Annotated in this window: 21 protein-coding genes; 16 read left to right on the top strand and 5 right to left on the bottom strand. The window is 69.3% G+C overall.

The annotated features are described in order from the left end of the window. Window positions 1-20 precede the first annotated feature (20 nt). From AB0I69_RS01490 to AB0I69_RS01560, 15 genes are all read left to right on the top strand, one after another. Entirely contained in the window at window positions 21-1550 is a 1530-nt protein-coding gene (locus AB0I69_RS01490) for a glycosyl hydrolase family 28 protein (protein WP_363093425.1), read from the top strand. 221 nt (window positions 1551-1771) lie between these two features. After that, window positions 1772-5017: an alginate lyase family protein gene (locus AB0I69_RS01495; protein ID WP_363093426.1), complete on the top strand. Its 3246-nt coding sequence runs from the start codon at window positions 1772-1774 to the stop codon at window positions 5015-5017. Between the two features lie 27 nt (window positions 5018-5044). Then, a complete protein-coding gene (locus tag AB0I69_RS01500; protein ID WP_363093427.1) occupies window positions 5045-6295 on the top strand; it encodes an alginate lyase family protein in 1251 nt (416 codons plus the stop codon). Between the two features lie 116 nt (window positions 6296-6411). Continuing rightward, window positions 6412-6525, top strand: coding sequence for a putative leader peptide (locus AB0I69_RS01505; protein WP_363093428.1), 114 nt, complete (start codon window positions 6412-6414; stop codon window positions 6523-6525). Between the two features lie 68 nt (window positions 6526-6593). Beyond that, window positions 6594-7487: a glutathione S-transferase C-terminal domain-containing protein gene (locus AB0I69_RS01510; RefSeq protein WP_363093429.1), complete on the top strand. Its 894-nt coding sequence runs from the start codon at window positions 6594-6596 to the stop codon at window positions 7485-7487. Window positions 7488-7605: 118 nt separating this feature from the next. Beyond that, a complete protein-coding gene (locus tag AB0I69_RS01515; protein WP_363093430.1) occupies window positions 7606-7755 on the top strand; it encodes a hypothetical protein in 150 nt (49 codons plus the stop codon). Between the two features lie 138 nt (window positions 7756-7893). Further along, window positions 7894-8880: an amino acid ABC transporter permease gene (locus tag AB0I69_RS01520; protein ID WP_363093431.1), complete on the top strand. Its 987-nt coding sequence runs from the start codon at window positions 7894-7896 to the stop codon at window positions 8878-8880. Beyond that, entirely contained in the window at window positions 8877-9674 is a 798-nt protein-coding gene (locus AB0I69_RS01525; protein WP_363093432.1) for an amino acid ABC transporter ATP-binding protein, read from the top strand. Before AB0I69_RS01520 ends, AB0I69_RS01525 begins: the two co-directional genes overlap by 4 nt. 78 nt (window positions 9675-9752) lie before the next feature. Then, complete coding sequence (locus AB0I69_RS01530) at window positions 9753-10781, top strand: ABC transporter substrate-binding protein (RefSeq protein ID WP_363093434.1); 1029 nt, start codon at window positions 9753-9755, stop codon at window positions 10779-10781. A gap of 79 nt (window positions 10782-10860) precedes the next feature. Next, window positions 10861-11604 carry a GNAT family N-acetyltransferase gene (locus AB0I69_RS01535; protein WP_363093435.1) on the top strand — a complete coding sequence of 248 codons (744 nt, stop codon included), beginning with the start codon at window positions 10861-10863 and terminating at the stop codon, window positions 11602-11604. Between the two features lie 47 nt (window positions 11605-11651). Continuing rightward, window positions 11652-11741, top strand: a complete 90-nt coding sequence (locus AB0I69_RS01540) for a putative leader peptide (RefSeq protein ID WP_363093436.1) — start codon at window positions 11652-11654, stop codon at window positions 11739-11741. 74 nt (window positions 11742-11815) lie between these two features. Continuing rightward, entirely contained in the window at window positions 11816-13036 is a 1221-nt protein-coding gene (locus AB0I69_RS01545; protein ID WP_363093437.1) for an LLM class flavin-dependent oxidoreductase, read from the top strand. A 19-nt stretch (window positions 13037-13055) separates the two neighbouring features. Then, window positions 13056-14429: an NtaA/DmoA family FMN-dependent monooxygenase gene (locus AB0I69_RS01550; protein WP_363093438.1), complete on the top strand. Its 1374-nt coding sequence runs from the start codon at window positions 13056-13058 to the stop codon at window positions 14427-14429. Beyond that, window positions 14426-15505: an LLM class flavin-dependent oxidoreductase gene (locus AB0I69_RS01555; protein WP_363093439.1), complete on the top strand. Its 1080-nt coding sequence runs from the start codon at window positions 14426-14428 to the stop codon at window positions 15503-15505. The genes AB0I69_RS01550 and AB0I69_RS01555 overlap by 4 nt, the downstream gene beginning before the upstream one ends. 15 nt (window positions 15506-15520) lie before the next feature. After that, a complete protein-coding gene (locus tag AB0I69_RS01560; protein ID WP_363094143.1) occupies window positions 15521-16660 on the top strand; it encodes an LLM class flavin-dependent oxidoreductase in 1140 nt (379 codons plus the stop codon). Here the strand turns inward: AB0I69_RS01560 and AB0I69_RS01565 are convergent. Further along, window positions 16639-17013 (bottom strand): hypothetical protein, encoded by a 375-nt coding sequence (locus AB0I69_RS01565; protein ID WP_363093440.1) that lies wholly within the window; start codon window positions 17011-17013, stop codon window positions 16639-16641. The two genes, AB0I69_RS01560 and AB0I69_RS01565, sit on opposite strands and share 22 nt — an antisense overlap. 37 nt (window positions 17014-17050) lie before the next feature. Between AB0I69_RS01565 and AB0I69_RS01570 the strand changes: the two genes are divergently transcribed. Next, the gene (locus tag AB0I69_RS01570; protein ID WP_363094144.1) at window positions 17051-17512 is read left to right on the top strand and encodes a GNAT family N-acetyltransferase; all 462 of its coding nucleotides are present in this window, start codon (window positions 17051-17053) and stop codon (window positions 17510-17512) included. Here AB0I69_RS01570 and AB0I69_RS01575 read toward each other — a convergent pair. From AB0I69_RS01575 to AB0I69_RS01590, 4 genes are read right to left on the bottom strand one after another with little or no spacing between them, the layout of a single operon-like run. Then, window positions 17487-18572, bottom strand: coding sequence for a phosphotransferase (locus AB0I69_RS01575; RefSeq protein WP_363093441.1), 1086 nt, complete (start codon window positions 18570-18572; stop codon window positions 17487-17489). The genes AB0I69_RS01570 and AB0I69_RS01575 overlap by 26 nt on opposite strands. After that, the gene (locus AB0I69_RS01580; RefSeq protein ID WP_363093442.1) at window positions 18569-19330 is read right to left on the bottom strand and encodes an ABC transporter ATP-binding protein; all 762 of its coding nucleotides are present in this window, start codon (window positions 19328-19330) and stop codon (window positions 18569-18571) included. Before AB0I69_RS01580 ends, AB0I69_RS01575 begins: the two co-directional genes overlap by 4 nt. Further along, window positions 19327-20100, bottom strand: coding sequence for an ABC transporter permease (locus tag AB0I69_RS01585; protein WP_363093443.1), 774 nt, complete (start codon window positions 20098-20100; stop codon window positions 19327-19329). Before AB0I69_RS01585 ends, AB0I69_RS01580 begins: the two co-directional genes overlap by 4 nt. Next, window positions 20097-21125, bottom strand: coding sequence for an ABC transporter substrate-binding protein (locus AB0I69_RS01590; protein WP_363093444.1), 1029 nt, complete (start codon window positions 21123-21125; stop codon window positions 20097-20099). Before AB0I69_RS01590 ends, AB0I69_RS01585 begins: the two co-directional genes overlap by 4 nt. Window positions 21126-21252: the final 127 nt, after the last annotated feature.

Genomic DNA, 21252 nt, shown 5'->3' on the forward strand with positions numbered 1-21252 from the left:
CCCTGTTGCAAGGAGTAGGTATGAACACGCCCCTGTCCCGCCGTACGGCCCTCCAAGCCGCCGGTGCCACCGCGCTCGCCGCCGGCCTTTCCGGACTGACCGCGACGGCGGCCCACGCCTCCGGCGGCGACAACTCCGGCCCCAAGCTGGTCACTTACCCGCGCCCGGCGACCATGCCGACCAACACCAGCTTCCAGGTGCGGGTCCGCACCGCCCCCGACGGCGTCTGGCAGACCCTCGACATCTACCGGCCGCAGTTCGAGGAGATCAACGCCAACACCGGGTCGGGGAAGGTCTACAACTCCTCGATGGCGTACTTCGACTTCAACGGCTCGGTCGAGATCGAGGTGACCTACCTCAAGGGCGGTACCACCAAGGCCCGGGTGAGACCGGACGCGCTGGGCATCACGCCCGAACTCCTCGGTGACACCCTGCGGTTCACCCTCGACGAGCCGAAGGACGTCGTCGTACAGATCAACGACGAGACATTCGACGCCCTGCACCTGATCACCAACCGCGTCGAGCACCACGTCCCGTCCGCCGACGACCCGAACGTCCTCTACTTCGGCCCCGGCGTCCACACCGTCACCGGCAACGTCCTCACCGTCCCCAGCGGCAAGACCGTCTACCTCGCGGGCGGCGCCGTCCTGACCGCGCAGGTCTACTTCAAGAACGTGGAGAAGTCCCGCCTCATCGGGCGCGGGGTGCTCTACAACAACCCCGGCGGCGCCATCCTCAGCGAGGGCAGCAAGAACATCCGGATCCAGGACGTCATCATCCTCAACCCGGCCGGCTACGCGGGCACCTTCGCCGAGAGCGAGAACGTCCACATCACCAAGGCGCGCGCGTTCAGTTCGAAGGGCAACGGCGACGGCTTCGACGTCTTCTCCTCGACCGGGATCACCTTCGACGGCTGCTTCATGCGCAACTCCGACGACTGCATCGCCATTTACTGCCATCGCTGGGACTACTACGGCGACACGCGTGACATCACCGTCAAGAACTGCACCCTGTGGGCGGACGTCGCCCACCCGATCAACGTCGGCACGCACGGCAACACCGACGCTCCCGAGGTGATCGAGAATCTCGTCATCAAGAACATCGACATCCTGGACCACCGCGAACCCCAGATGAACTACCAGGGCTGCATCGCCCTCAACCCCGGCGACTCCAACCTGATCAAGAACGTGCGCATCGAGGACGTCCGGATCGAGGACTTCCGCTGGGGCCAGGTCATTTACATGAAGGTCATGTTCAACACGAAGTACAACACCTCGGTCGGCCGCGGCATCGAGGACGTGTACGTCAAGAACCTCAGCTACACGGGCACCCGCGCCAACCCGTCCCTCTTCCTCGGCTACGACGCCGAACACGCCATCAACAACGTCACGTTCGAGAACCTGGTGATCAACGGGCTGGTCGTCGCCGACTCGATGAAGAAGCCGAGCTGGTACTACACGACCGACGAGATCCAGTGGTTCTACAACGAGCACGTCACCAACCTGAAGTTCCTCACGACCGCCGAGGCCGAGGCGGCCGCCGCGTCATGACGAAGCGCTCCGCTGGAAGGGCAGGGAGGGGCTGTCGGTCGGCTGCGGCGCCGTCGTGGCTGGGCGCGCTCCGCGGCGCAGCCGCTGATGAATACAGCCCCGCGCTCCTTCGGGGCGCTGTTGCCGAGCCGCAGTCGACTACATCGGGTCCGCTCAGCCGCCGGGGCTTCCTCGGCGGTGCCGCGGCCCTGCTCCTGACGTCGGGCGCGAGTGGACTGCTCGTGCCCGGCCGGGCAGCAGCGGCCCCGGGGGACACCGAGGTGACCTTCTCCCACCCCGGCCTGCTGCACACCGCCGATGACCTCGCCCGCATGAAGGCAGCGGTCGCCGCCAAGCAATCCCCGGTATACGACGGCTACTTGGCGCTCGCGGCCCACGCCCGCTCCTCGTCCTCGTACGCCGTCCAGAACACCGGTCAGATCACCACCTGGGGCCGCGGCCCCGCCAACTACCAGAACCAGGCCGTCGCCGACTCGGCCGCCGCCTACCAGAACGCCCTCATCTGGTCCGTCACCGGAGACACCGCACACGCCGACAAGGCCCGCGACATCCTCAACGCCTGGTCCGCCTCGCTCACCGCCATCACCGGAGCCGACGGACCGCTCGGCGCGGGCCTCCAGGCCTTCAAGTTCGCCAACGCCGCCGAACTCCTCCGCCACACCGGCTACGACGGCTGGACCGCCGCCGACATCGCGCGCTGCGAGGAGTCCTTCCTCCGCGTCTGGTACCCGGCCCTGTCCGGTTACATGCTCTACGCCAACGGCAACTGGGACCTGACGTCCCTTCAATCCCTGCTGGCCATAGGCGTGTTCTGCGAGGAACCCACCCTTTTCTACGACGCGCTCCGCTTCGCCGCGGCCGGCGCGGGCAACGGCAGCGTCCTCCACCGCATCGTCACCGACGCCGGCCAGGGCCAGGAGAGCGGCCGGGACCAGGGCCACGAACAGCTCGCGGTCGGCCTGTTGGCGGACGCCGCGCAGGTCGCGTGGAACCAGGGCGTCGACCTCTGGGGCTTCGACGACAACCGCATCCTCGCCAACGTCGAATACGCCGCCCGCTACAACCTCGGCGGCGACGTACCCTTCGTCCCCGGCCTCGACCGCACCGGCAAGTACATCAAGCTGTCCGTCTCAGCCATCTCGCGCGGCACTCTGCCGCCCATCTACGAGATGGCGTACGCGCATTACGCCGGTGTGCGCGGCCTGGACACCCCGTACACGAAGAACGCGGTCTTCCGCGGCACCGGCGGAGCCCGGGTCGTCGAGGGCAGCAACGACGACCTGCCGAGCTGGGGCACCTTCGCCTACGCCGGCGCCACCGCCCCCTCGCCGACCGTGCCGACACCACCGGCCGGAGTCACAGCGGTGGGCAACGACCGTTCCGTCACGGTGACTTGGCTGCCGTCGACCTGGGCCGACTCCTACACGGTCCTACGGGCGACCGACGTGGACGGCCGCTACGAGAAGATCGCCTCCGGCGTCGACCGGCCGACGTACACCGACCGGAACGTGCACTCCGGGCGGACGTACTACTACACGGTGGCTGCCGCCAACAGCCTTGGTAGGAGCGGCAGTTCGGCCTGGGCGGTAGCCTCCGCCGGTCTCCCCGGCCCCTGGTCGACCCGGGACGTGGGTGACGTGAAGATCCCGGGTTCCGCCGCCTTCGACGGCGAGAGCTTCGTCCTGGAGGCGAGCGGCACCGCCGACACCTACCGTCTCGTCAACCTCCCGCTGCGCGGCGACGGCACGGTCACCGCGCGGATCGTGTGGCCGCTCAGTTCGCAGTACTCCAAGATCGGCGTCACCGTCCGGGCTTCCCTCGACGCGGACGCGGCGCACGCCTCGATGCTGATCCAGGGGCTGCCGCTGCACACGTGGAGCGGCGTGTGGACGGTACGCCCGTCGACCGGTGCGGAGATCTCCGCGACCGGCAGCACGCCTGTACCGCCCTCCCAGCAGCAGGCGATCACTGTGAACGCGGCGTTCCCGATCTCCAACCTCGGCACGCTGCCCGAGTCGGCGACACCGCTGGAGGCGCCGTACGTCGAGGGCGCGGGCGACGGCTACCGGCTGCGGGCGCCCTACTGGGTACGCGTGACCCGCATGGGCGCGCGCTGCACCGGCGCCATCTCGCCGGACGGCATCCACTGGACCGAAGTCGGCTCCACCGAGGTGGAGTTGGGCCGCACCGCGTACGCGGGCCTCGCCCTCACCTCCTGCCTCGGCGTCGACCAGGACTACGCCGAGACCGGAACCGGCGCCTTCGACAACGTCAGCGTGACGTCCTCGTCCGGCACGGTCTGGCGTGCGCCTCGCCCCGCGCGCAGCGCCACCGACCTACGGGCCGAAACCGGCACCGACGCCGTCGAGTTGGCCTGGACCGACTCGGACCTCTCCGCCGAGTACACGGTGCTGCGAGCCACGCGCTCCGGCGGACCGTACGAGACCGTCGCCACCCACGTCGGCCCGGTCGGCTTCGGCACCCGCATCCGGTACACCGACGCGACGGGGACGCCGGGAACGACGTACCACTACACAGTCGCGAAGACCAACGCCGGTGGCCGCGGGCCGCGTTCGACGCCGGCGCAGGCTGTGATGCCGACCCCGGCGCAGCCTCAACTCGCCTCAGCCGCCGGCGCGTTCACGAACCGAGGGGCCGTCTTCCGGTATCTGCTGGGAGCCTCGCACGAGCCCGTACGGTTCACCGCCGACGGACTGCCCGCCGGTCTCCGTATCGACCGGCGCACCGGCCTGATCTCCGGAACCCCCATGGAGGCAGGCGAGTTCACGGTCGCGACGACCGCGGCCAACGCCTCCGGGACGGCGACCGGCACCCTCGCCCTCACGGTCGGCACCGCGCCGCCCGCGCCGTGGACGTACGGCGATCTCGGCGACACCGTGCTCGACGACCGTGCCTTCGGGACGCTGGGCGTGGTGGCGATCACCACGCCGGGCAGCACGTCGTACGACGGCGGGACCTTCACCGTGCGGGGAGCGGGCGTCGACCTGAACGCCAACGGCCAGGGAATGACAGGGCAGTTCGTACGGCAACCCGTCAGCGGTGACTGCGAGGTCGTCGCCCGGATCGTCTCCCGGACCGGCGCCACGGCCGACCGGGTGGGGCTGCTCATGGCGAAGTCCCTGTCGCCGTTCGACCAGGCCGCCGGAGCGATCGTCACCGGCGGGACCAGCGCCCAGCTCATGCTCCGCAAGACCGTGGCCGGTGCCTCCGCCTTCACCGGCGGAGCCGCTGTCACCCTCCCCGCCCTGCTGCGGCTGAAGCGCGCCGGGACCGCCTTCAGCGCAGCGCTGTCCACCGATGACGGCGTCACCTGGACCCCCCTCGCCGACGGAGAGATCCCCGGCTTCGGTGACGCCCCCTACTACGTCGGGCTGGTGGTCTGCTCGCGCAGCCAACTGGTCCGCTGTACCACCGAGTTCGACGAGGTGAGCATCACGCCCACCTGATCCGTCATGGATTGGAGATGCACTGCAATGAGCCGCACTTCCCCCCACGAGCACCTCCGCAGAACCGAGTTGAGCCGCCGCGGTCTGTTGAAGACCGCCGGTGGGCTCACCGCAGCCGTCGCCCTCGGCGGCGCCACTGTGGCCACCGCCGCGCACGCGGCCCCGGCCACGTTCACCCATCCCGGCATGCTGCACAACGCCGGAGACATCAACCGTGCCAAGGTCAGGGTCGCGGCGGGAACCGACCCCTGGCTGTCCGGCTGGAACAAGCTGACTGCGAACTCCCACTCCCAGTCCACCTGGACGAACCGGGCAACGGCGACGATCATCCGCGGTGGCGACGGCCAGAACTACAGCCTGCTCTACAACGACATCGCCGCCGCCTACCAGAACGCCCTGCGCTGGAAGGTCGGCGGCACCGAGGCGAACGCCGTGTGCGCCGCGAACATTCTCAACGCCTGGTCGACCACGCTGACTTCGGTCACCGGAAACGCCGACCGATTCCTCGCGGCCGGCCTCTACGGCTGGCAGTTCGCCAACGCCTGCGAACTGATGCGGGACTACAGCGGCTTCAACCTGGCCGCCGCTCAGCAGATGCTGGCGAACGTCTTCTACCCGCTCAACAACAGCTTCCTCACCAACCACAACGACGCCTGCATCACCAACTACTGGGCCAACTGGGACCTCTGCAACATGGCCTCGATCCTGGCCATCGGCATCCTCAACGAGGACTCCGCCAAGTACGACCAGGCCGTCACGTACTTCAAGTCGGGTGCGGGCAACGGCTCGATCGCGCACGCGGTGCCGTACCTGTACACCGACTCCGACGGCTACGCCCTCGGCCAGTGGCAGGAGTCCGGCCGCGACCAGGGCCACACCGTGATGGGCATGGGCCAGATGGGCGCGATCTGCGAGATGGCCTGGAACCAGGGCGACGACCTGTACTCGTACGACAGCCGTCGCTTCATGAAGGCCGCCCAGTACGTCGCGAAGTACAACAGCGGCAGCGACGTGCCCTACACCACCTACACCTGGGGCACCGGGCAGAGCTGTGCCCAGTCGTCCCAGACGGTGATCTCCTCCGCCTCGCGCGGTCAGATCCGCCCGGTGTGGGCGATGCTCCACTTCCACTACAACCGGCGCATCAGCCTCGACGACAAGTACATCTCGGCCATGTACTACAACCTCGTCGCGCCCGAGGGCGGGGGAGGTGACTACGGCTCCGACAGCGGCGGCTACGACCAGCTCGGCTTCGGCACCCTGATGTACGCGAAGTAGCGGCACGGAACGTCCACGGGTCGGGCACCGGTGCCCGACCCGTGGACGCCCTCTTGACCTCGGGTGGCGGTGGATCGACACTTCAGTAGGGAATCCTAGTGAACAGGTAGGGAAACATGGGGCGCCTTGAGCCGGTCACCACCAGTCGCGTGGGCCGTTCGCCTCTTCTGACCTCCCGCCGTCACATCGACCTGCTGCGGGTCTGCAGCGCGCTCAGCCCTCTGCGCTGAGCCCCCGACCACCGCTCGACGACGCTTCCGCCGCGCGTACGTCCACGCGCCCGTACCCGGGGAGTCCCATGTCCAGCACGTCCAGTACGCCTCTCGCCGCCATCCCCTCACCCCGGTCCGCCCCCACGTTCCGGGGCCGGATCGGCAGCGACGCGCGCAGCGGGCACTACGCCGTGCCGCGCCGCTACCGCCTCCATCTGTCCACCGCCTGCGCCGACGGCCTGCGCATCGCCGTCACCCACAGCCTCCTCGGTCTCGACGAGAGCTGTCCGGCCGTGTTCCTGTCCGCCGTGCCCGACTGTCCGAGTGGTGGACACTCCGCGCTGCGCCCGCTCTACGAGGCGAGCGCGCACCGCTACTCCGGACCGGCCGCCGCGCCGGTGCTCAGCGACGACTGGTCCGGCCGGATCGTCAGCACCCACGCCCCCGACATCACGCGCGACCTCGCCCGGCACTTCGGCGAGGGCGGACCCCAGTTGTACCCGTGCGGCGCCGAGTCGGAGATCGAGGCCGTCGAGCGGCTGTGCGCGCAGGGCATCGAGGACGCCGCGCAGCGCGCCGGTGCGGCCGGTGTCGAGCAGGCGGAACGCGACGAAGCGCTCGGCCGGCTGCTGGAGACGCTGGGTTCGCTGGACCGCTGGCTGGACGGCCGCGAGCACATGATTCGCGACGAACTCACCGCCGCCGACGTCGAGTTGTGGGTGTCACTGGTCCAACTCGACACCGTGCACCGCAACCACCTGGACGCCGCCGCCGTGCAGCGCATCGCCGACCACCCCCACCTGTGGGCCTACGCCCGCCGCCTCGCCGCCCACCCGGCCTTCGGCACCCACCTCGACCTCGACGGCATCGCACGCCGTCACCACGCCCACTGCCGGGGCCTGGAGGCCGCCGGCGCCGCTGTCCAGATCCTGGACTGGGCGGCCCACGCGGCGGACGAAACGGGAGCTTGCCGCAGCTGAGCGGGCTGCCGGGCCGTCCAGCTGGTGGACGGTCGTTGACTTTCGAACAAGCACCTGACTTACTACCGCTTCAGTGATCGCGAGGCCCATCAGGGCCGGAACGGCAACGGTGACGGACATGTACGCAGCTTCGAGGACGGCGGCACGCCGCTTCCACGGCTGCGTACTGCCGTACGCGAACCCGCTCGTCGAGAACCGCGCCGTCGATCTCCTGCGCGTCAACAGCGCACTGTGTACCGCACCGGGCTGCGCCCGCTGTCGAGGCTGACGACTTCCTCCAAGAGCTTCTCCAGCTCTTTCTGTTGGTTCTTTCCAGCCCCCGGTCCGTGCGTTCCTCGCCGTGAGCGTCTCCTCCGTCACGCCCAGGTGCCGTGGTCCGGGGTTCCCCCTCCCGCCGGAGCCCTTCATGAGTGAACCCCCTGGCGCCGCCGTGTCCCTCACCGAGGCACCGCAGCCGCCTGCCGACACACTGTCAAAACCCCTCACCGCACAGCGAGTTCAGCTGCTGCGCCGGCCCGGCCGGTGGATCGTCACCCTGGTCGTGCTGGTGCTGGTCGCCCAGTTCGTCCACGGCCTGGCGACCAACCCCTTCTACCAGTGGAGCCGCTTCGGCTACTGGTTCCTGCGCCCGACGATCCTCGACGGACTCGTCATCACCCTCGAAGTGGCCGCACTGAGCGCGGTGTTGGGCCTCCTCGGCGGCATCCTGCTAGCCCTGGCCCGACTCTCCAAGAGCCCCGTGCTGCGCGCGACGAGCTGGACTTACGTGTGGGCACTGCGCTCGATCCCGCTCATCGTGGTCCTGATCTTCCTTTACAACTTCAGCGCCCTCTATCAAACGCTCAGCATCGGCGTCCCCTTCGGCCCCGCCTTCTTCTCCTTCGACGAGTCGAAGCTCGCCACCGACATGGCCGTCGCCGTCATCGGCCTCAGCCTCAACGAAGCGGCCTACGCGGCCGAAGTGGTCCGCGGCGGCATCCTCTCCGTCGACCAGGGCCAGCACGAGGCGGCCTCCGCACTCGGCCTCCCCAAGGGCTACCAGTTCCGCAGAGTCGTCTTCCCGCAGGCGCTGCGCTCCATCACCCCGAACTACGTCAACCAGCTGATCGGCCTGATCAAGAGCACCTCACTGGTCTTCTACGTCTCGCTGCTCGACCTGTTCGGCTCCGCGCAGACGATGGGCTCCACCTACCCCGGCGACATCGTGCCGCTGCTCCTGGTCGTCACCGTCTGGTACCTGATCCTCACCAGCGTCGTGTCCGTCATCCAGTTCTACGTCGAGCGGCACTACGCCCGGGGCGCCACCCGCTCCCTGCCGCCGACCCCGATCCAGAAACTCCGCACCGGTGTCACCGACCTGCGGGCCCGCATCCGCAGGGAGGCCGCCGTATGACCACGAACACCGTCGAACCGCTGGCGGACATCACACCCGCCGCCGTAGGAGTGCACGACGTCCACAAGTGGTACGGCGCCCACCGGGTGTTGGACGGCGTCGACCTGACCGTACGGCCCGGCGAGGTCACCGTGATCCTCGGCCCGTCCGGGTCCGGCAAGTCCACGCTGCTGCGGGTCATCAACCACCTGGAGAAGCCCGAGATCGGCTACGTCAGCGTCAACGGCGAACTGATCGGGGTGAAGCAACAGGGCGGACGGCTCAAGGAGTTGAGCGACCGGGCCATCCTCGCGCAGCGCAGCCGGATCGGGTTCGTCTTCCAGAACTTCAACCTCTTCCCGCACCTGACCGTCCTCGACAACGTCGCCGCGGCACCGGTCGCCACCGGACGGCTCGGCAAGCCCGAAGCCCTCGAACTGGCCCGGGAGTTGCTCGGCCGCGTCGGACTCGCCGAGAAGACCGGCGCCTACCCGAGGCAGCTCTCCGGCGGCCAGCAGCAGCGCGTGGCCATCGCACGCGCCCTCGCCCTGCGCCCCGGCGTCATCCTCTTCGACGAACCGACCTCCGCCCTCGACCCCGAACTCGTCGGCGAAGTCCTCGCCGTCATCAAGGACTTGGCGACCAGCGGCACCACCCTCGTCATCGTCACCCACGAGATCGGCTTTGCCCGCGAGGTCGCCGACCGGGTCGTCTTCATCGACGGCGGAAAGATCGTGGAGCAGGGCCCGCCCCACGAGGTCCTCGACAAGCCACAGCACGAGCGGACCAGGGACTTCCTCAGCAAGGTCCTCTGAGCCGCACCCGCACTTCCCCTTTCAGCAGCCCCGCACTCCCACCTCCACCAGCCCCGAACACCGAGCCTAGGAACAGCCATGTCTACGCCCAGCCTTCGCAGCAGACTCACTCGCGGACTCACCGCGGGAACCGTCCTCGCCTCCCTCGCCGGCGGTCTCGCGGCCTGCGGCGGCGACAGTGACGCGGCCACCACCACCGGCAGCGCCGCCTCCGGCACGGTCACCGTGGGTGCTCTCTCCAACGGCGCCGCCAAGCAGGCCACGCTCAAGGTCGCCGAAGTGAAGTCGATCAGCGCCGAGTTGCCCAAGTCCATAGCAAAGAGCGGCACGTTGGAGATCGGCGTCGGCTTCCTGCCCGCCGGCTCCCCGCCGCTCGGCTACGTCGGCTCGGACCAGAAGACCCTCACCGGTTCCGAGGCCGACATCAGCCGCCTGGTCGCCGCGGTCCTCGGCCTCAAGCCGGAGCTGAAGAACTCCACTTGGGAGAACCTCTTCATCGGCCTGGACAGCGGCAAGGTCCAGGTCGCCTTCTCCAACGTCACCGACACCGAGGAGCGCAAGGCGAAGTACGAGTTCGCCTCCTACCGTGAGGACAACCTCGGCTTCGCGGTGAAGGCGAGCAACACCTGGAACTTCGACGGCAATTACGAGAACCTCGCCGGCAAGACAGTCGCCGTGGGCGCGGGCACCAACCAGGAGCGGATCCTCCTGGAGTGGAAGAAGAAGCTGGCCGCCGAAGGCAAGAAGGCGCTCACCGTCAAGTACTTCCAGGACAACAACAGCACCTACCTCGCGCTGGCCTCCGGGAAGATCGACGCCTACCTCGCCCCGAACCCCTCGGTCGCCTACCAGGTCTCCTCGACCAAGGGCACGGCGAAGGCGATCCGCAGCGGCGGCACGTACTCCGGCGCCGGATCCTCCCTCCAGGGCCTGATCGCGGCCACCGCGAAGAAGGACAGCGGCCTCGCCAAGCCCCTCGCGGACGCCATCAACTACCTGATCAAGAACGGGCAGTACGCCAAGTGGCTCGCCGCCTGGAACCTCTCCGACGAGGCCGTCGCCAAGTCCGAGGTCAACCCGCCCGGACTGCCGCTCAGCGACTCCTGACCCACCCTCTCAGCAAGGGGACCTCGCCGCGTCGCAGCGGGGTCCCCGCCCGTGCGACCAGTACCGGAGCCGTCACCCGATGTCTTCCATCGCCAGTATCGAAACCACCACGTCCACGTCCCACGTTCTGGACAACCCGGCCTGGGCCGCGCTCACCGGCCCGCACGCCCACTTCGCCGAGCGCGTCGGCCGAGCCGCCCGCTACCCCGTCGACGTGGCCGCCTTCAACGCCATCACCGACAATGACGACCCGCGCGCCTGGGCGGACCTGGCCACTCTCGTCGGCCCCGGCGGCACCGCCGCGGTGCGCGGCGTGAGCGAGGTCCCGGACGGCTGGGAGATCGTCCGCTCCGGCCAGGGTGTCCAACTCGTGGACACCGGGCTACGGGCCGAGCCCGACCCCGAGGCCGTACGCCTCGGCCCCGACGACGTACCCGAGATCCTCGACCTGGTCGCCCGCACCGAACCCGGCCCCTACCTGCCGCGCACCGTCGAACTGGGCACCTACCTCGGCATCCGCCACGAGGGCCGGCTCGTCGCCCTGGCCGGCGAACGCCTCCACCCACCCGGCTGGACCGAGATCAGCGCCGTGTGCACCGACCCCGACCACCGCGGCCGGGGCCTGGCCACCCGCCTGGTCCGCGCGGTCGCCGCCGGCATCAAGGAACGCGGCGAGCACCCCTTCCTGCACGCCGCGGCCACCAACACCAACGCGATCCGGCTGTACGAGTCGATCGGCTTCACGCTGCGCGCCCGCACGGTCTTCTCGCTCGTCCGGCGCACCGGCCCGATTGCCGCCGCCGATCAGGAAGAAACGGCATAGCCGTGCCGTTGCCCCCTATGAAGCCGGATTCCGTGGAGGTGGAGCACATGTGTGGCGCATCCATCCTTCCCGTACGCCTCACCACGCGGCAGCACATCGACCTGCTGCGCGTGGCCGGCGCGCTCTGTTGCTCCTGACCCGTTGCCTCAACCGCTGTACCCGCATCTGAACGGGTCGGCGATCTCGTACGGATCTCCAGGAAGGCACCACCGTGTCCCCAACCAGCTCCACCCCCCTCCACCTCGCCGTAGCCCTCGACGGCACCGGCTGGCACCCGGCCTCCTGGCGCGAGCCGGTGGCCCGGCCCCGGGACCTGTTCACCGCCGGCTACTGGGCCGACCTGGTCGCCGAGGCGGAGCGCGGTCTGCTCGACTTCGTGACCTTCGAGGACGGCCTCGGCCTTCAGTCCTCGCACTACGGCGAGCTGGACGGCCGCACCGACCAGGTCCGCGGACGCCTCGACGCCGTACTCATCGCGGCCCGCATCGCACCGCTCACCAGCCACATAGGTCTGGTCCCGACGGTGGTGTCCACGCACACAGAGCCGTTCCACATATCCAAGGCGATCGCCACCCTCGACTACGTGAGCACCGGTCGCGCGGGCCTGCGCGTGCAACTCTCCGCCCGCCCGCACGAGGCCGACCACTTCGGTCGCCGCACCTTCCCGCCGATCAACCTGGAAGAACTCCGGACCCCGGCCGGACAAGAGCGCCTCGCCGAGCACTTCGACGAGGCCGCCGACTACATCGAGGTCGTGCGCCGCCTCTGGGACAGCTGGGAGGACGACGCCGAGATCCGGGACATCGCCACCGGCCGCTTCGTCGACCGCGACAAGCTGCACTACGTCGACTTCGAGGGCCGGCACTTCAGCGTCAAGGGCCCCTCCATCACACCCCGGCCGCCGCAGGGCCAGCCGGTCGTCAGCTCGCTGGCCCACCAGACGATCCCGTACCGGCTGGTGGCCCGTGCCACCGACGTCGGCTACGTCACCCCGCACGACACCGACGACGCGCGGGCGATCGTCGCGGAGATCCGCGCCGAGCAGCAGGCCGCGGGCCGCGCCGACGAACTCCTGCACGTCTTCGGCGACTTGATGGTCTTCCTCGACGACGACGAGGCGACGGCGGTGGCCCGCCGCGAACGCCTCGACGCCCTCGTGGGGCAGCCGTACACCAGCGACGCCCGCATCTTCACCGGTACACCCGCCCAACTCGCCGACCTGCTCCAAGAGTTGCAGTCGGCCGGCCTGACCGGCTTCCGACTGCGGCCCGCCGTCGCCGGACACGACCTCCGGGCGATCACGCAGGGCCTGGTCCCCGAACTCCAGCGCCGGGGCGCCTTCCGCCAGGCCTACGAGGCCGACACCCTGCGCGGACTGCTGGGGCTCGCCCGCCCCGCCAACCGCTACGCCGCTGCCGCAGCCACCGCCTGAGCCGGAGGGACCGTACGACATGAGCAAGCCCCTGAAGCAGATCCACCTGGCCGCCCATTTCCCCGGTGTCAACAACACCACCGTGTGGAGCGACCCCGCGGCCGGCAGCCACATCGAGTTCAGCTCCTTCGTGCACTTCGCACGGACCGCCGAGCGCGCCAAGTTCGACTTCCTGTTCCTCGCCGAAGGGCTGCGACTGCGCGAACAGGGCGGCAAGATCTACGACTTGGACGTCGTCGGCCGCCCCGACGCCTTCACGATCCTCGCCGCGCTCGCCGCCGTCACCGAACACCTCGGCCTCACCGGCACCATCAACTCCACCTTCAACGAGCCCTACGAGGTGGCCCGCCAGTTCGCCAGCCTCGACCACCTCTCCGACGGCCGTGCGGCGTGGAACGTCGTCACCTCCTGGGACGCGTTCACCGGCGAGAACTTCCGCCGCGGCGGTTTCCTGCCGCAGGACGAGCGCTACTCCCGGGCCAAGGAGTTCCTCGCCACCACCAACGAACTCTTCGACTCCTGGCACGGCGACGAGATCGTCGCCGACCAGACCACCGGCACCTTCCTGCGCGACGCCAAGGCCGGTGCCTTCGTCCATCAAGGCCAACACTTCGACATCCACGGCCAGTTCAACGTCCCGCGCTCCCCGCAGGGCCGCCCGGTGATCTTCCAGGCGGGCGACTCCGACGAGGGCCGCGAGTTCGCCGCGTCCAGCGCGGACGCCATCTTCAGCCGGTACAGCACCCTCGACCAGGGCCAGGCCTTCTACACCGACGTCAAGTCCCGCCTTGCCAAGTACGGCCGCAGGTCGGACCAGTTGCTCATCCTCCCGGCCGCGACCTTCGTGCTCGGCGACACCGACGCCGAAGCTGAAGACCTGGCCAAGGAGGTGCGCCGCCAGCAGGTCAGCGGTGCCACGGCCATCAAGCACCTGGAGTTCGTCTGGAACCGGGACCTGTCGTCCTACGACCCGGACGGCCCGCTGCCCGACATCGACCCGGATGTCAGCGACAACCACATCTCCAAGGGTCGGGCCCAAGTCCGCATGTACCGCGACCCGTTGGCCACGGCGCGCGAGTGGCGTGAGCGGGCCGCCGCGAACGGTTGGTCCATCCGCGACCTGGTCATCGAGACCGGCAACCGGCAGGCCTTCATCGGCTCCCCGTCCACGGTCGCGAAGACCATCAACGACTTCGTGCAGGCCGACGCCAGCGACGGCTTCATCCTCGTCCCGCACATCACCCCGACCGGCCTCGACCCCTTCGCCGACAAGGTGGTCCCGCTGCTCCAGGAACAGGGCGTCTTCCGCACCGAGTACGAGGGCCCGACCCTGCGCGACCACCTCGGCCTCGCCCACCCGGACGACGTGCGCGAGGAACGGGCGGCATCGTGAAGTTCCTCGCGATCACCCTCATCGTCCACCGCCCCGACGCGGTCACGGGCGTGCAGAAGTCGACGCACGAGCGCTTCCGTGAAGTACTTGACAACGCCGTGCTGGCCGAGGAGTTGGGCTTCGACGGCTTCGGTGTGGGGGAGCGGCACGAACGCCCTTTCATCTCCTCCTCGCCGACGGTCGTCCTCAGCCACATCGCCGCGCTCACCCGCCGCATCCGCCTCTTCACCGCCGTCACCACCCTGAGCCTGCTGGACCCCGTCCGGGCCTACGAGGACTACGCGACCCTGGACCATCTCTCCGGCGGACGCCTGGACCTGATCATCGGCAAGGGCAACGGCACCGCCCAGCGGGAGCTGTTCCACGTCACGCCCGAGGACCAGTGGGAGCGCAACGCCGAGAGCTACGAGGTGTTCCGCCAGCTGTGGCGCCAGAACAAGGTCACGGCGAGGACCCGCTTTCGTCCGGAGCTGAAGGACGCGGAGGTGTGGCCGCGGCCGTACCAACAACCCATCCGGGTCTGGCACGGCAGCGCGACGAGCAAGGAGAGCGTCGACCTCGCCGCCCGCTACGGCGACCCGCTGTTCTCCGCGAACGTCACCAACCCCATAGAGCCCTATGCCGAGTTGATCCGCTACTACCGGGAACGCTGGGAGCACTACGGCCACGACCCGGCGGACATCGCGGTGGGCGCGGGCACGGCCGGCCTCTACGTTGCTCCCACGACACAAGAGGCACTGGCCGCCTACCGGCCCATCTTCGAGAGCAACCTCGCCTTCCAGAAGCAGGTGGGTCTGCCCGTGGTCTTCGAGACCCTGGAGGACTACGTCGAGCGCAGCTCCGCACTGATCGGCAGCCCGCAGCAGGTCATCGACAAGGTGCACCGCTACCACGAGCAGTTCGGCCACACGGTGCTCCATCTGCACGCGGACGCAAGCGGTTTGACGCACCATCAGCACCGAGCCTCGCTGGAACTCTTCCAGTCGGCGGTGACTCCCGTGCTGCGCAAGGACATCCCGGACCCGCCGTTCGACTGGGGACCAGTCCTGCCCGAGCCCGTCTCCGCCGACCACTGAGGGGTGAGCGAGCACATGTCCTCCGGCATCCCCCTAGGTGTCCTCGACCTGGTCCCGATCTCCTCCGGCTCCACCGCGCCCGAGGCCCTCCGCAACTCCATCGAACTCGCGTGCAGGGCCGAGGAGTTCGGGTACACCCGCTACTGGTTCGCCGAGCACCACCTCAACCCGGGCGTCGCGGGCACGTCCCCCGCGGTGGTCCTGGCGCTGACGGCTTCCGCCACCTCCACGATCCGGCTCGGCTCCGGCGCCGTACAACTCGGCCACCGCACCGCGCTGTCCACGGTCGAGGAGTTCGGCCTGATCGACGCACTCCATCCCGGCCGCTTCGACCTGGGCATGGGCCGCTCGGGAGGCCGGCCGACAGCACCCCTGCCGACGGCGACGCCGATCGTCGACGGCCGCGCCCCCAACGGCCTGCGCATCCCGCCCCGTTTCTCCTTCGAGCGTCTCCTCGGCTCACCCAGAATCGCCCTCCAGCGCAAGCTGCTCCTGCTGCCCGAAGCCAAGTCCCAGGACTACGGCCAGCAGATCGACGACGTCCTCGCCCTGCTGGCCGGCACCTACCGTTCCCCGGACGGCGTCGAGGCGCACGTGGTACCGGGCGAGGGCGCCGATGTCGAGGTGTGGATCCTCGGCAGCAGCGGTGGCCAGAGCGCCGAGGTCGCGGGCCGCAACGGCCTCCGCTTCGCGGCGAACTACCACGTCAGCCCGGCCACCGTCCTTGAGGCGGCGGACGGTTACCGGGCCGCGTTCCAGCCCTCCGACGTCCTCGACAAGCCGTATGTGAGCGTCTCCGCCGACGTCGTCGTCGCCGAGGACGGTGCCACGGCACGCGAACTCGCCACCGGCTACGGCCTGTGGGTGCGCTCCATCCGTACGGCGGAGGGCGCCATCCAGTTCCCCACCCCCGACGAGGCGCGCGCCCACATCTGGACCGACGCGGACCGCGAGCTGGTCCAGGGCCGCGTCGACACCCAGTTCGTCGGCTCGCCCGGCCGAGTCGCCGACCAGCTGGAACAGCTTCAAGAGGCCACCGGCGCCGACGAGTTGCTCATCACGACCATCACCCACGACCACACGGACCGGGTGCGGTCGTACGAGTTGCTCGCACAGGAATGGCGCCGCCGGGGTCACTCCTCCCAGTCGAGCTGATGCTCCGGAGTCCCCACCGACCGCCCGTACGCGACCGCTTCGGCGCGGCCGGCTTTGTCGCCGCGCCGATAGCGGAACACTTGGCCCGCGAAGACGACGACCCGCTCATCGTCGACGCTGAAGTCGGCGTACCAGCCGTTGGACCGCTCCAAGGCGTCGGCGAGCGCCTCCGCGATCGAACCTGCGGCACCGTCGTCGTCGGTCTCCCACTCGACGAACGTCCAGGCATCGGGCTGCCCGGCCGTCGCACTCGCCGAGTTGTCGACCCGCTCGACCTTCCGGATGCGCAGTCCGTGCGGTGCGAACACGGCACCGGCGCGCAGGCTTTCACCGAGAACGTAACCCGTGATCATGACCCGTCTCCTTCTCGACTCCGTACGGCTCTCTGCCATGATCGATGCCATGGCCGTCCGTATCGAACCCGCCGATGTCACCGACCTCCACCAGGTCCTGGAGGACCACGCACGCTACTGGGGAGAGCGTGACCTGCGCGCGCTCCATCTCACCGCGCTGGTGCAGGAGTTCGGGTCCACCTGTCTGGTCGCGCGCGCGGACGACGGTATCCGCGGATATCTCTTCGGGTTCGTCACGCCCGATCACACCGGATACGTGCACCTGGTGGCGACCCGGGACGACGCACGCGGCACCGGCCTCGGCCGCAGCCTGTACACGGCCTTCATCGAGGCCGCAGGACGGCAAGGCGCGGTGCGCCTCAAGGCGATCACCTCGGTCACCAACGAGGGTTCGATCGCCTTCCATCGCACGCTCGGCTTCGACGCGCGCGTCGTGGAGGACTACGACGGTCCGGGCCGACCCCGTGTCGTCTTCACCCGTGAACTGCTGCCCCGCTAGCGCCGAACAGGTCCAACAGGCGCCGTCCGCTCTCCCCGGCGAACCACTCCGCATGCCCCACGTAATACTCGTATGCCAGCCGGGCGTTCTCGGGCGATCGCGTCACACCGTGGAAGTAGCCCAGCTCGGAGAGCGCGAACTCGGCGTGGACCAGGGGGAGTAGCGCTGGGAGCGCCTTCGACTCGGTGGGGCTGAGCGGGCGTACGGACTGATAGCCGTCCAGAAGTGCGACGGCGTCTGCGTCTCGGACCGGGAAGCCGGGCTGGAGCCACTGGACCGTGTTGCGTTCGATGGCCGTGGCCAGGTCGTGCACGGCCGTCGTGCGGTCGCTCATGCCGAAGTCCAGGGCGGTCGCGACCGAACCGTCCATGTTCCAGAGGAGGTTCGAGGCATGCCAGTCGTTGTGCGTCCACAGCGGATCGAGGCCCGGGAGGTGCGGAGCAAGGTTCTCGTACAGGGGGAGCAGGGCGCGCTGCGTGTCCTCCCGCCACGGGAAGTCCGCCAGCCCCTCTGCCAGTTCGGGCCGCTCGGCCACGTACCGCTCCAACTCCGCCTGCGGATCGTCCGAGGCGAACACCGTGAACGACGCGACCAGCGGCTGCACTTGGCGGCGCGGTGCGTCGAAGCCCTCCGCCGCCAGGTGCAGGCGGGCCAGCGCCTCGCCGGCCGCCCTCGCGTGGGCGGAGGAGCGGAACGGGGACCAGGACAGGGCGTCGCGGTAGAGGTCCGTGCCGGCTCCGGCCGAGTGCACCTCGTACGTCCACTCGCCGCGCGTCGCCGCGTCCAACACCTCGACGACCGGGGCGCCGCGCAGCCGCAGGTGTCGTAGGAAGGTGTGTTCCTCGGCCAGGCCCTCTGGCGTGCGGACGGAGATGTGGTGGCGTTTCACGAAGAGGCGGCGGTTGGACCGTTCCACGACGGCCGCCGCGGACAAGGGGCGGGGACTGCGCCAGATCACCCGGGCCGGGCCCACGATGTCCGTCACCTCGGCGTCCGTCAGCGCTGGCCAGTCCGGTTCGACCGGGTCGGTGCCCAGGCCGTGGGCGAGATGTGAACTCACGCCGTCTTCACCGCCGTTGTGCCCCGCAGGGCATCCAGGACGCGGCGCTCGGTGGTCGTGAACTCGGGGGACGTGAAGTCGTCGGCGCCGCGTGGGCGGGCCAGCGGCACCTCGACGCGGTCGACGACCGTGGCCGGGCGGGGGGACAGGACGTGCACGGTGTCCGCGAGCAGGACCGCTTCGCGGATGTCGTGGGTGACCAGGAGCACGGTCCAGCGGTGGCGTTGCCACATGTCGGCCAGCCACAGCTGCATCTCGGTCCGGGTGAGGGAGTCGAGCGCGCCGAACGGTTCGTCGAGCAGGAGGACCGGTCGTTCAAGAACTACCGTACGGAGCAGGGCCGCTCGTTGCCGCATACCGCCGCTGAGCTGGGACGGGTACGCCTTCTGGAAGCCGTCGAGGCCGAAGTCCACGAACAGCGCGTCGGCTCGTCGTCGTGCCTCTTTCTTCTTAACTCCCTGCGCCTCAAGGCCCAGTGCCGTGTTGTCGAGCACGGTCCGCCACGGGAAGAGGAGATCCTTCTGCGGCATGTACGCGACCTTGCCCGACTCCACCCCGGCTGGTTCGCCCTGCACCAGGACCCGGCCGGTCGTGGGACGGTCCAGCCCGGAGACCAGGTTGAAGAGGGTGCTCTTGCCGCTGCCGCTCGGGCCGATGACGGCGGCGAACTCGCCGGGCTCCACGGCGAGTTGGAGGTCCCGTAGAACCTCCAACTGCCCGAAGGACTTGCCGACGCCCTCGATACGCAGACTGCTCATGACGACGTGTCCTCCTTCAACGCCCGCTCCCACGGGAGTACCAGCCGTTCCAGCAGATAGGTCGCCCCGAACAGGGCGATGCTCAGCGCGGCCGTCACCGCGACCGCTGCGAACACCAAGTCGGTGCGGAACGCGCTCTTCTGCGCCTGCATATAGATCCCGAGGCCCGCCTCCGCGCCCGCGTACTCGGCGAAGACGGCGCCGACGACGGCGTAGGTGATGCTCACGCGCAGTCCGGCGAAGAAGTACGGCATCGCACTCGGCACCCGCACCAGCCGGAACGTCCGCCAGCGGCCCGCGCCCAGGGAGCGCAGCAGCCGCATCGCCTCGCGGTCGGTCGCCGCGAAGCCGGCGGCGAGGTTGGCGGCGAGCGGGAAGAACGTCGTCAGGGTCACCACCAGCATCTTCGGCAGCAGCCCGAAGCCGAACCAGATGATCAACAGCGGTGCCACGGCGACGATCGGGATGGTCTGCGAGGCGACGAGCAGCGGGTACAGGCCGCGGCGGGCCGCCGAGGAGAAGTCGAGGAGGACGGCGACGAGCCAGGCCGCCGCGAACGACAACGCGAAGCCGAGCAGCGTCTCCTGGAGGGTGGGGAGCGTCTGGTCCCACAGGTCCTGGCGGTTCAGCCAGCCCTGCTCCACGACCCGGGCGGGGGAGGGGAGCGTCGTGGGATCGACGCCGGCCGCGGTGACGTACAGCTGCCAGCCGCCGAGGAGCACGGTCAGGACGAGGAGCGGCGGCCACAACGACCGCAGGAGCGGCCTCACTTGGCGTCCGGGAGATAGGCGTTGGTGAAGAAGGTCGACGCCTTCGGGCTCGACGTCAGCTTCTTGCCGTTGGCGTCTACCAGCAGGCCCGCCTTGTACTCGAAGTCCGCGAAGGCCTGCCAGCGCTCCGCGCTCTGCGTGCCGATCGAGCCGTCCGTGCCCTTGTAGTACTCCTTGGCGAGCAGCGCCTCGCTCTCCTTCACCAGCTTGGTGTTGGTGAGCACGCTCTTGTTCGCCGAGATCAGCAAGTCGGCGGCCTGGGACGGGTGTTCGGCCGCGTACTGGTAGCCCTTGTCGACCGCGGCCAGGAACTTCTTCGCGAGCTCCGGGTTCTTCTTCAGGAACTGGTCCGAGGACGCGACGAGCGTCGAGTAGATCGCGGGGAAGCCGTAGTCGGACAGCTGGAAGTTCTTCAGCGGCTTGCCGCTGAGCTTCGCCTCCAGGCCCTCCCAGGTCGGCATCGGCATCGCGAAGTCCGCCTTGCCCGCGTAAAGCGCCGCGTACGCCGAGGTGTTGAGGGTGACCTGCTTGAAGTCGCCCTTGCCGCCCGCGCTCTGGATCACCTTCTGCAGCAGCGGCTTCTCGTACGGGGCGCCGAAACCGGCGTACGTCTTCCCGTCCAGGTCCTTGGGCGAGGTGATGTCGGACCGGTCGGCCCGCACCGCGATCGTCACGTCCGTCTTCTGTGTCACCGCGTAGACGGAGGTGATGTCCTGGCCCGCCGCACGGGCGGTGGTGATGCCCTCCTGGTACGAAATGCCGAAGTCCGCCTTGTGGTTGGCGATCAGGGTCTCGGGCGCGGTCGAGCCGTACGGCACGATCTTCACGTCGATCCCGGCGGCCTTGAACCAGCCCTTGGCCTGGGCGACGTAGATGCCGGTGTGGTTGGTGTTGGGCGTCCAGTCCAGGGCGAGGGTGACGGTCGTGGTGCCGTCCTTCGTGGCGGCCGTGGAGTCGGCGGAGCAGCCGGTGACGGCGAGAAGGGCGGTCGCGGCTATGGCGGACAGGGCGGTACGGCGATGCATGTCGGGTCCTTCGAAGGGTGGGAGAGCGGGCGGGTCGGTCCGGTCACGGCCGACACAGCGCGCTGCCCACCCTCATGAAGTCGACGGCGAGACGCCGGGTCAGCGTCCGCGCCTGGCAGGCCAGGGC

It is taken from the genome of Streptomyces sp. NPDC050508, from assembly GCF_040655155.1.
Taxonomy (GTDB): Bacteria; Actinomycetota; Actinomycetes; order Streptomycetales; family Streptomycetaceae; genus Streptomyces.

Coding starts and splice junctions, on each gene's coding strand:
- AB0I69_RS01490 (WP_363093425.1), top strand. CDS start 21: ATGAACACGCCCCTGTCCCGCCGTACGGCCCTCCAAGCCGCCGGTGCC.
- AB0I69_RS01500 (WP_363093427.1), top strand. CDS start 5,045: ATGAGCCGCACTTCCCCCCACGAGCACCTCCGCAGAACCGAGTTGAGC.
- AB0I69_RS01505 (WP_363093428.1), top strand. CDS start 6,412: ATGGGGCGCCTTGAGCCGGTCACCACCAGTCGCGTGGGCCGTTCGCCT.
- AB0I69_RS01510 (WP_363093429.1), top strand. CDS start 6,594: ATGTCCAGCACGTCCAGTACGCCTCTCGCCGCCATCCCCTCACCCCGG.
- AB0I69_RS01515 (WP_363093430.1), top strand. CDS start 7,606: ATGTACGCAGCTTCGAGGACGGCGGCACGCCGCTTCCACGGCTGCGTA.
- AB0I69_RS01520 (WP_363093431.1), top strand. CDS start 7,894: ATGAGTGAACCCCCTGGCGCCGCCGTGTCCCTCACCGAGGCACCGCAG.
- AB0I69_RS01525 (WP_363093432.1), top strand. CDS start 8,877: ATGACCACGAACACCGTCGAACCGCTGGCGGACATCACACCCGCCGCC.
- AB0I69_RS01530 (WP_363093434.1), top strand. CDS start 9,753: ATGTCTACGCCCAGCCTTCGCAGCAGACTCACTCGCGGACTCACCGCG.
- AB0I69_RS01535 (WP_363093435.1), top strand. CDS start 10,861: ATGTCTTCCATCGCCAGTATCGAAACCACCACGTCCACGTCCCACGTT.
- AB0I69_RS01540 (WP_363093436.1), top strand. CDS start 11,652: ATGTGTGGCGCATCCATCCTTCCCGTACGCCTCACCACGCGGCAGCAC.
- AB0I69_RS01550 (WP_363093438.1), top strand. CDS start 13,056: ATGAGCAAGCCCCTGAAGCAGATCCACCTGGCCGCCCATTTCCCCGGT.
- AB0I69_RS01560 (WP_363094143.1), top strand. CDS start 15,521: ATGTCCTCCGGCATCCCCCTAGGTGTCCTCGACCTGGTCCCGATCTCC.
- AB0I69_RS01565 (WP_363093440.1), bottom strand. CDS start 17,013: ATGATCACGGGTTACGTTCTCGGTGAAAGCCTGCGCGCCGGTGCCGTG.
- AB0I69_RS01570 (WP_363094144.1), top strand. CDS start 17,051: ATGATCGATGCCATGGCCGTCCGTATCGAACCCGCCGATGTCACCGAC.
- AB0I69_RS01580 (WP_363093442.1), bottom strand. CDS start 19,330: ATGAGCAGTCTGCGTATCGAGGGCGTCGGCAAGTCCTTCGGGCAGTTG.
- AB0I69_RS01590 (WP_363093444.1), bottom strand. CDS start 21,125: ATGCATCGCCGTACCGCCCTGTCCGCCATAGCCGCGACCGCCCTTCTC.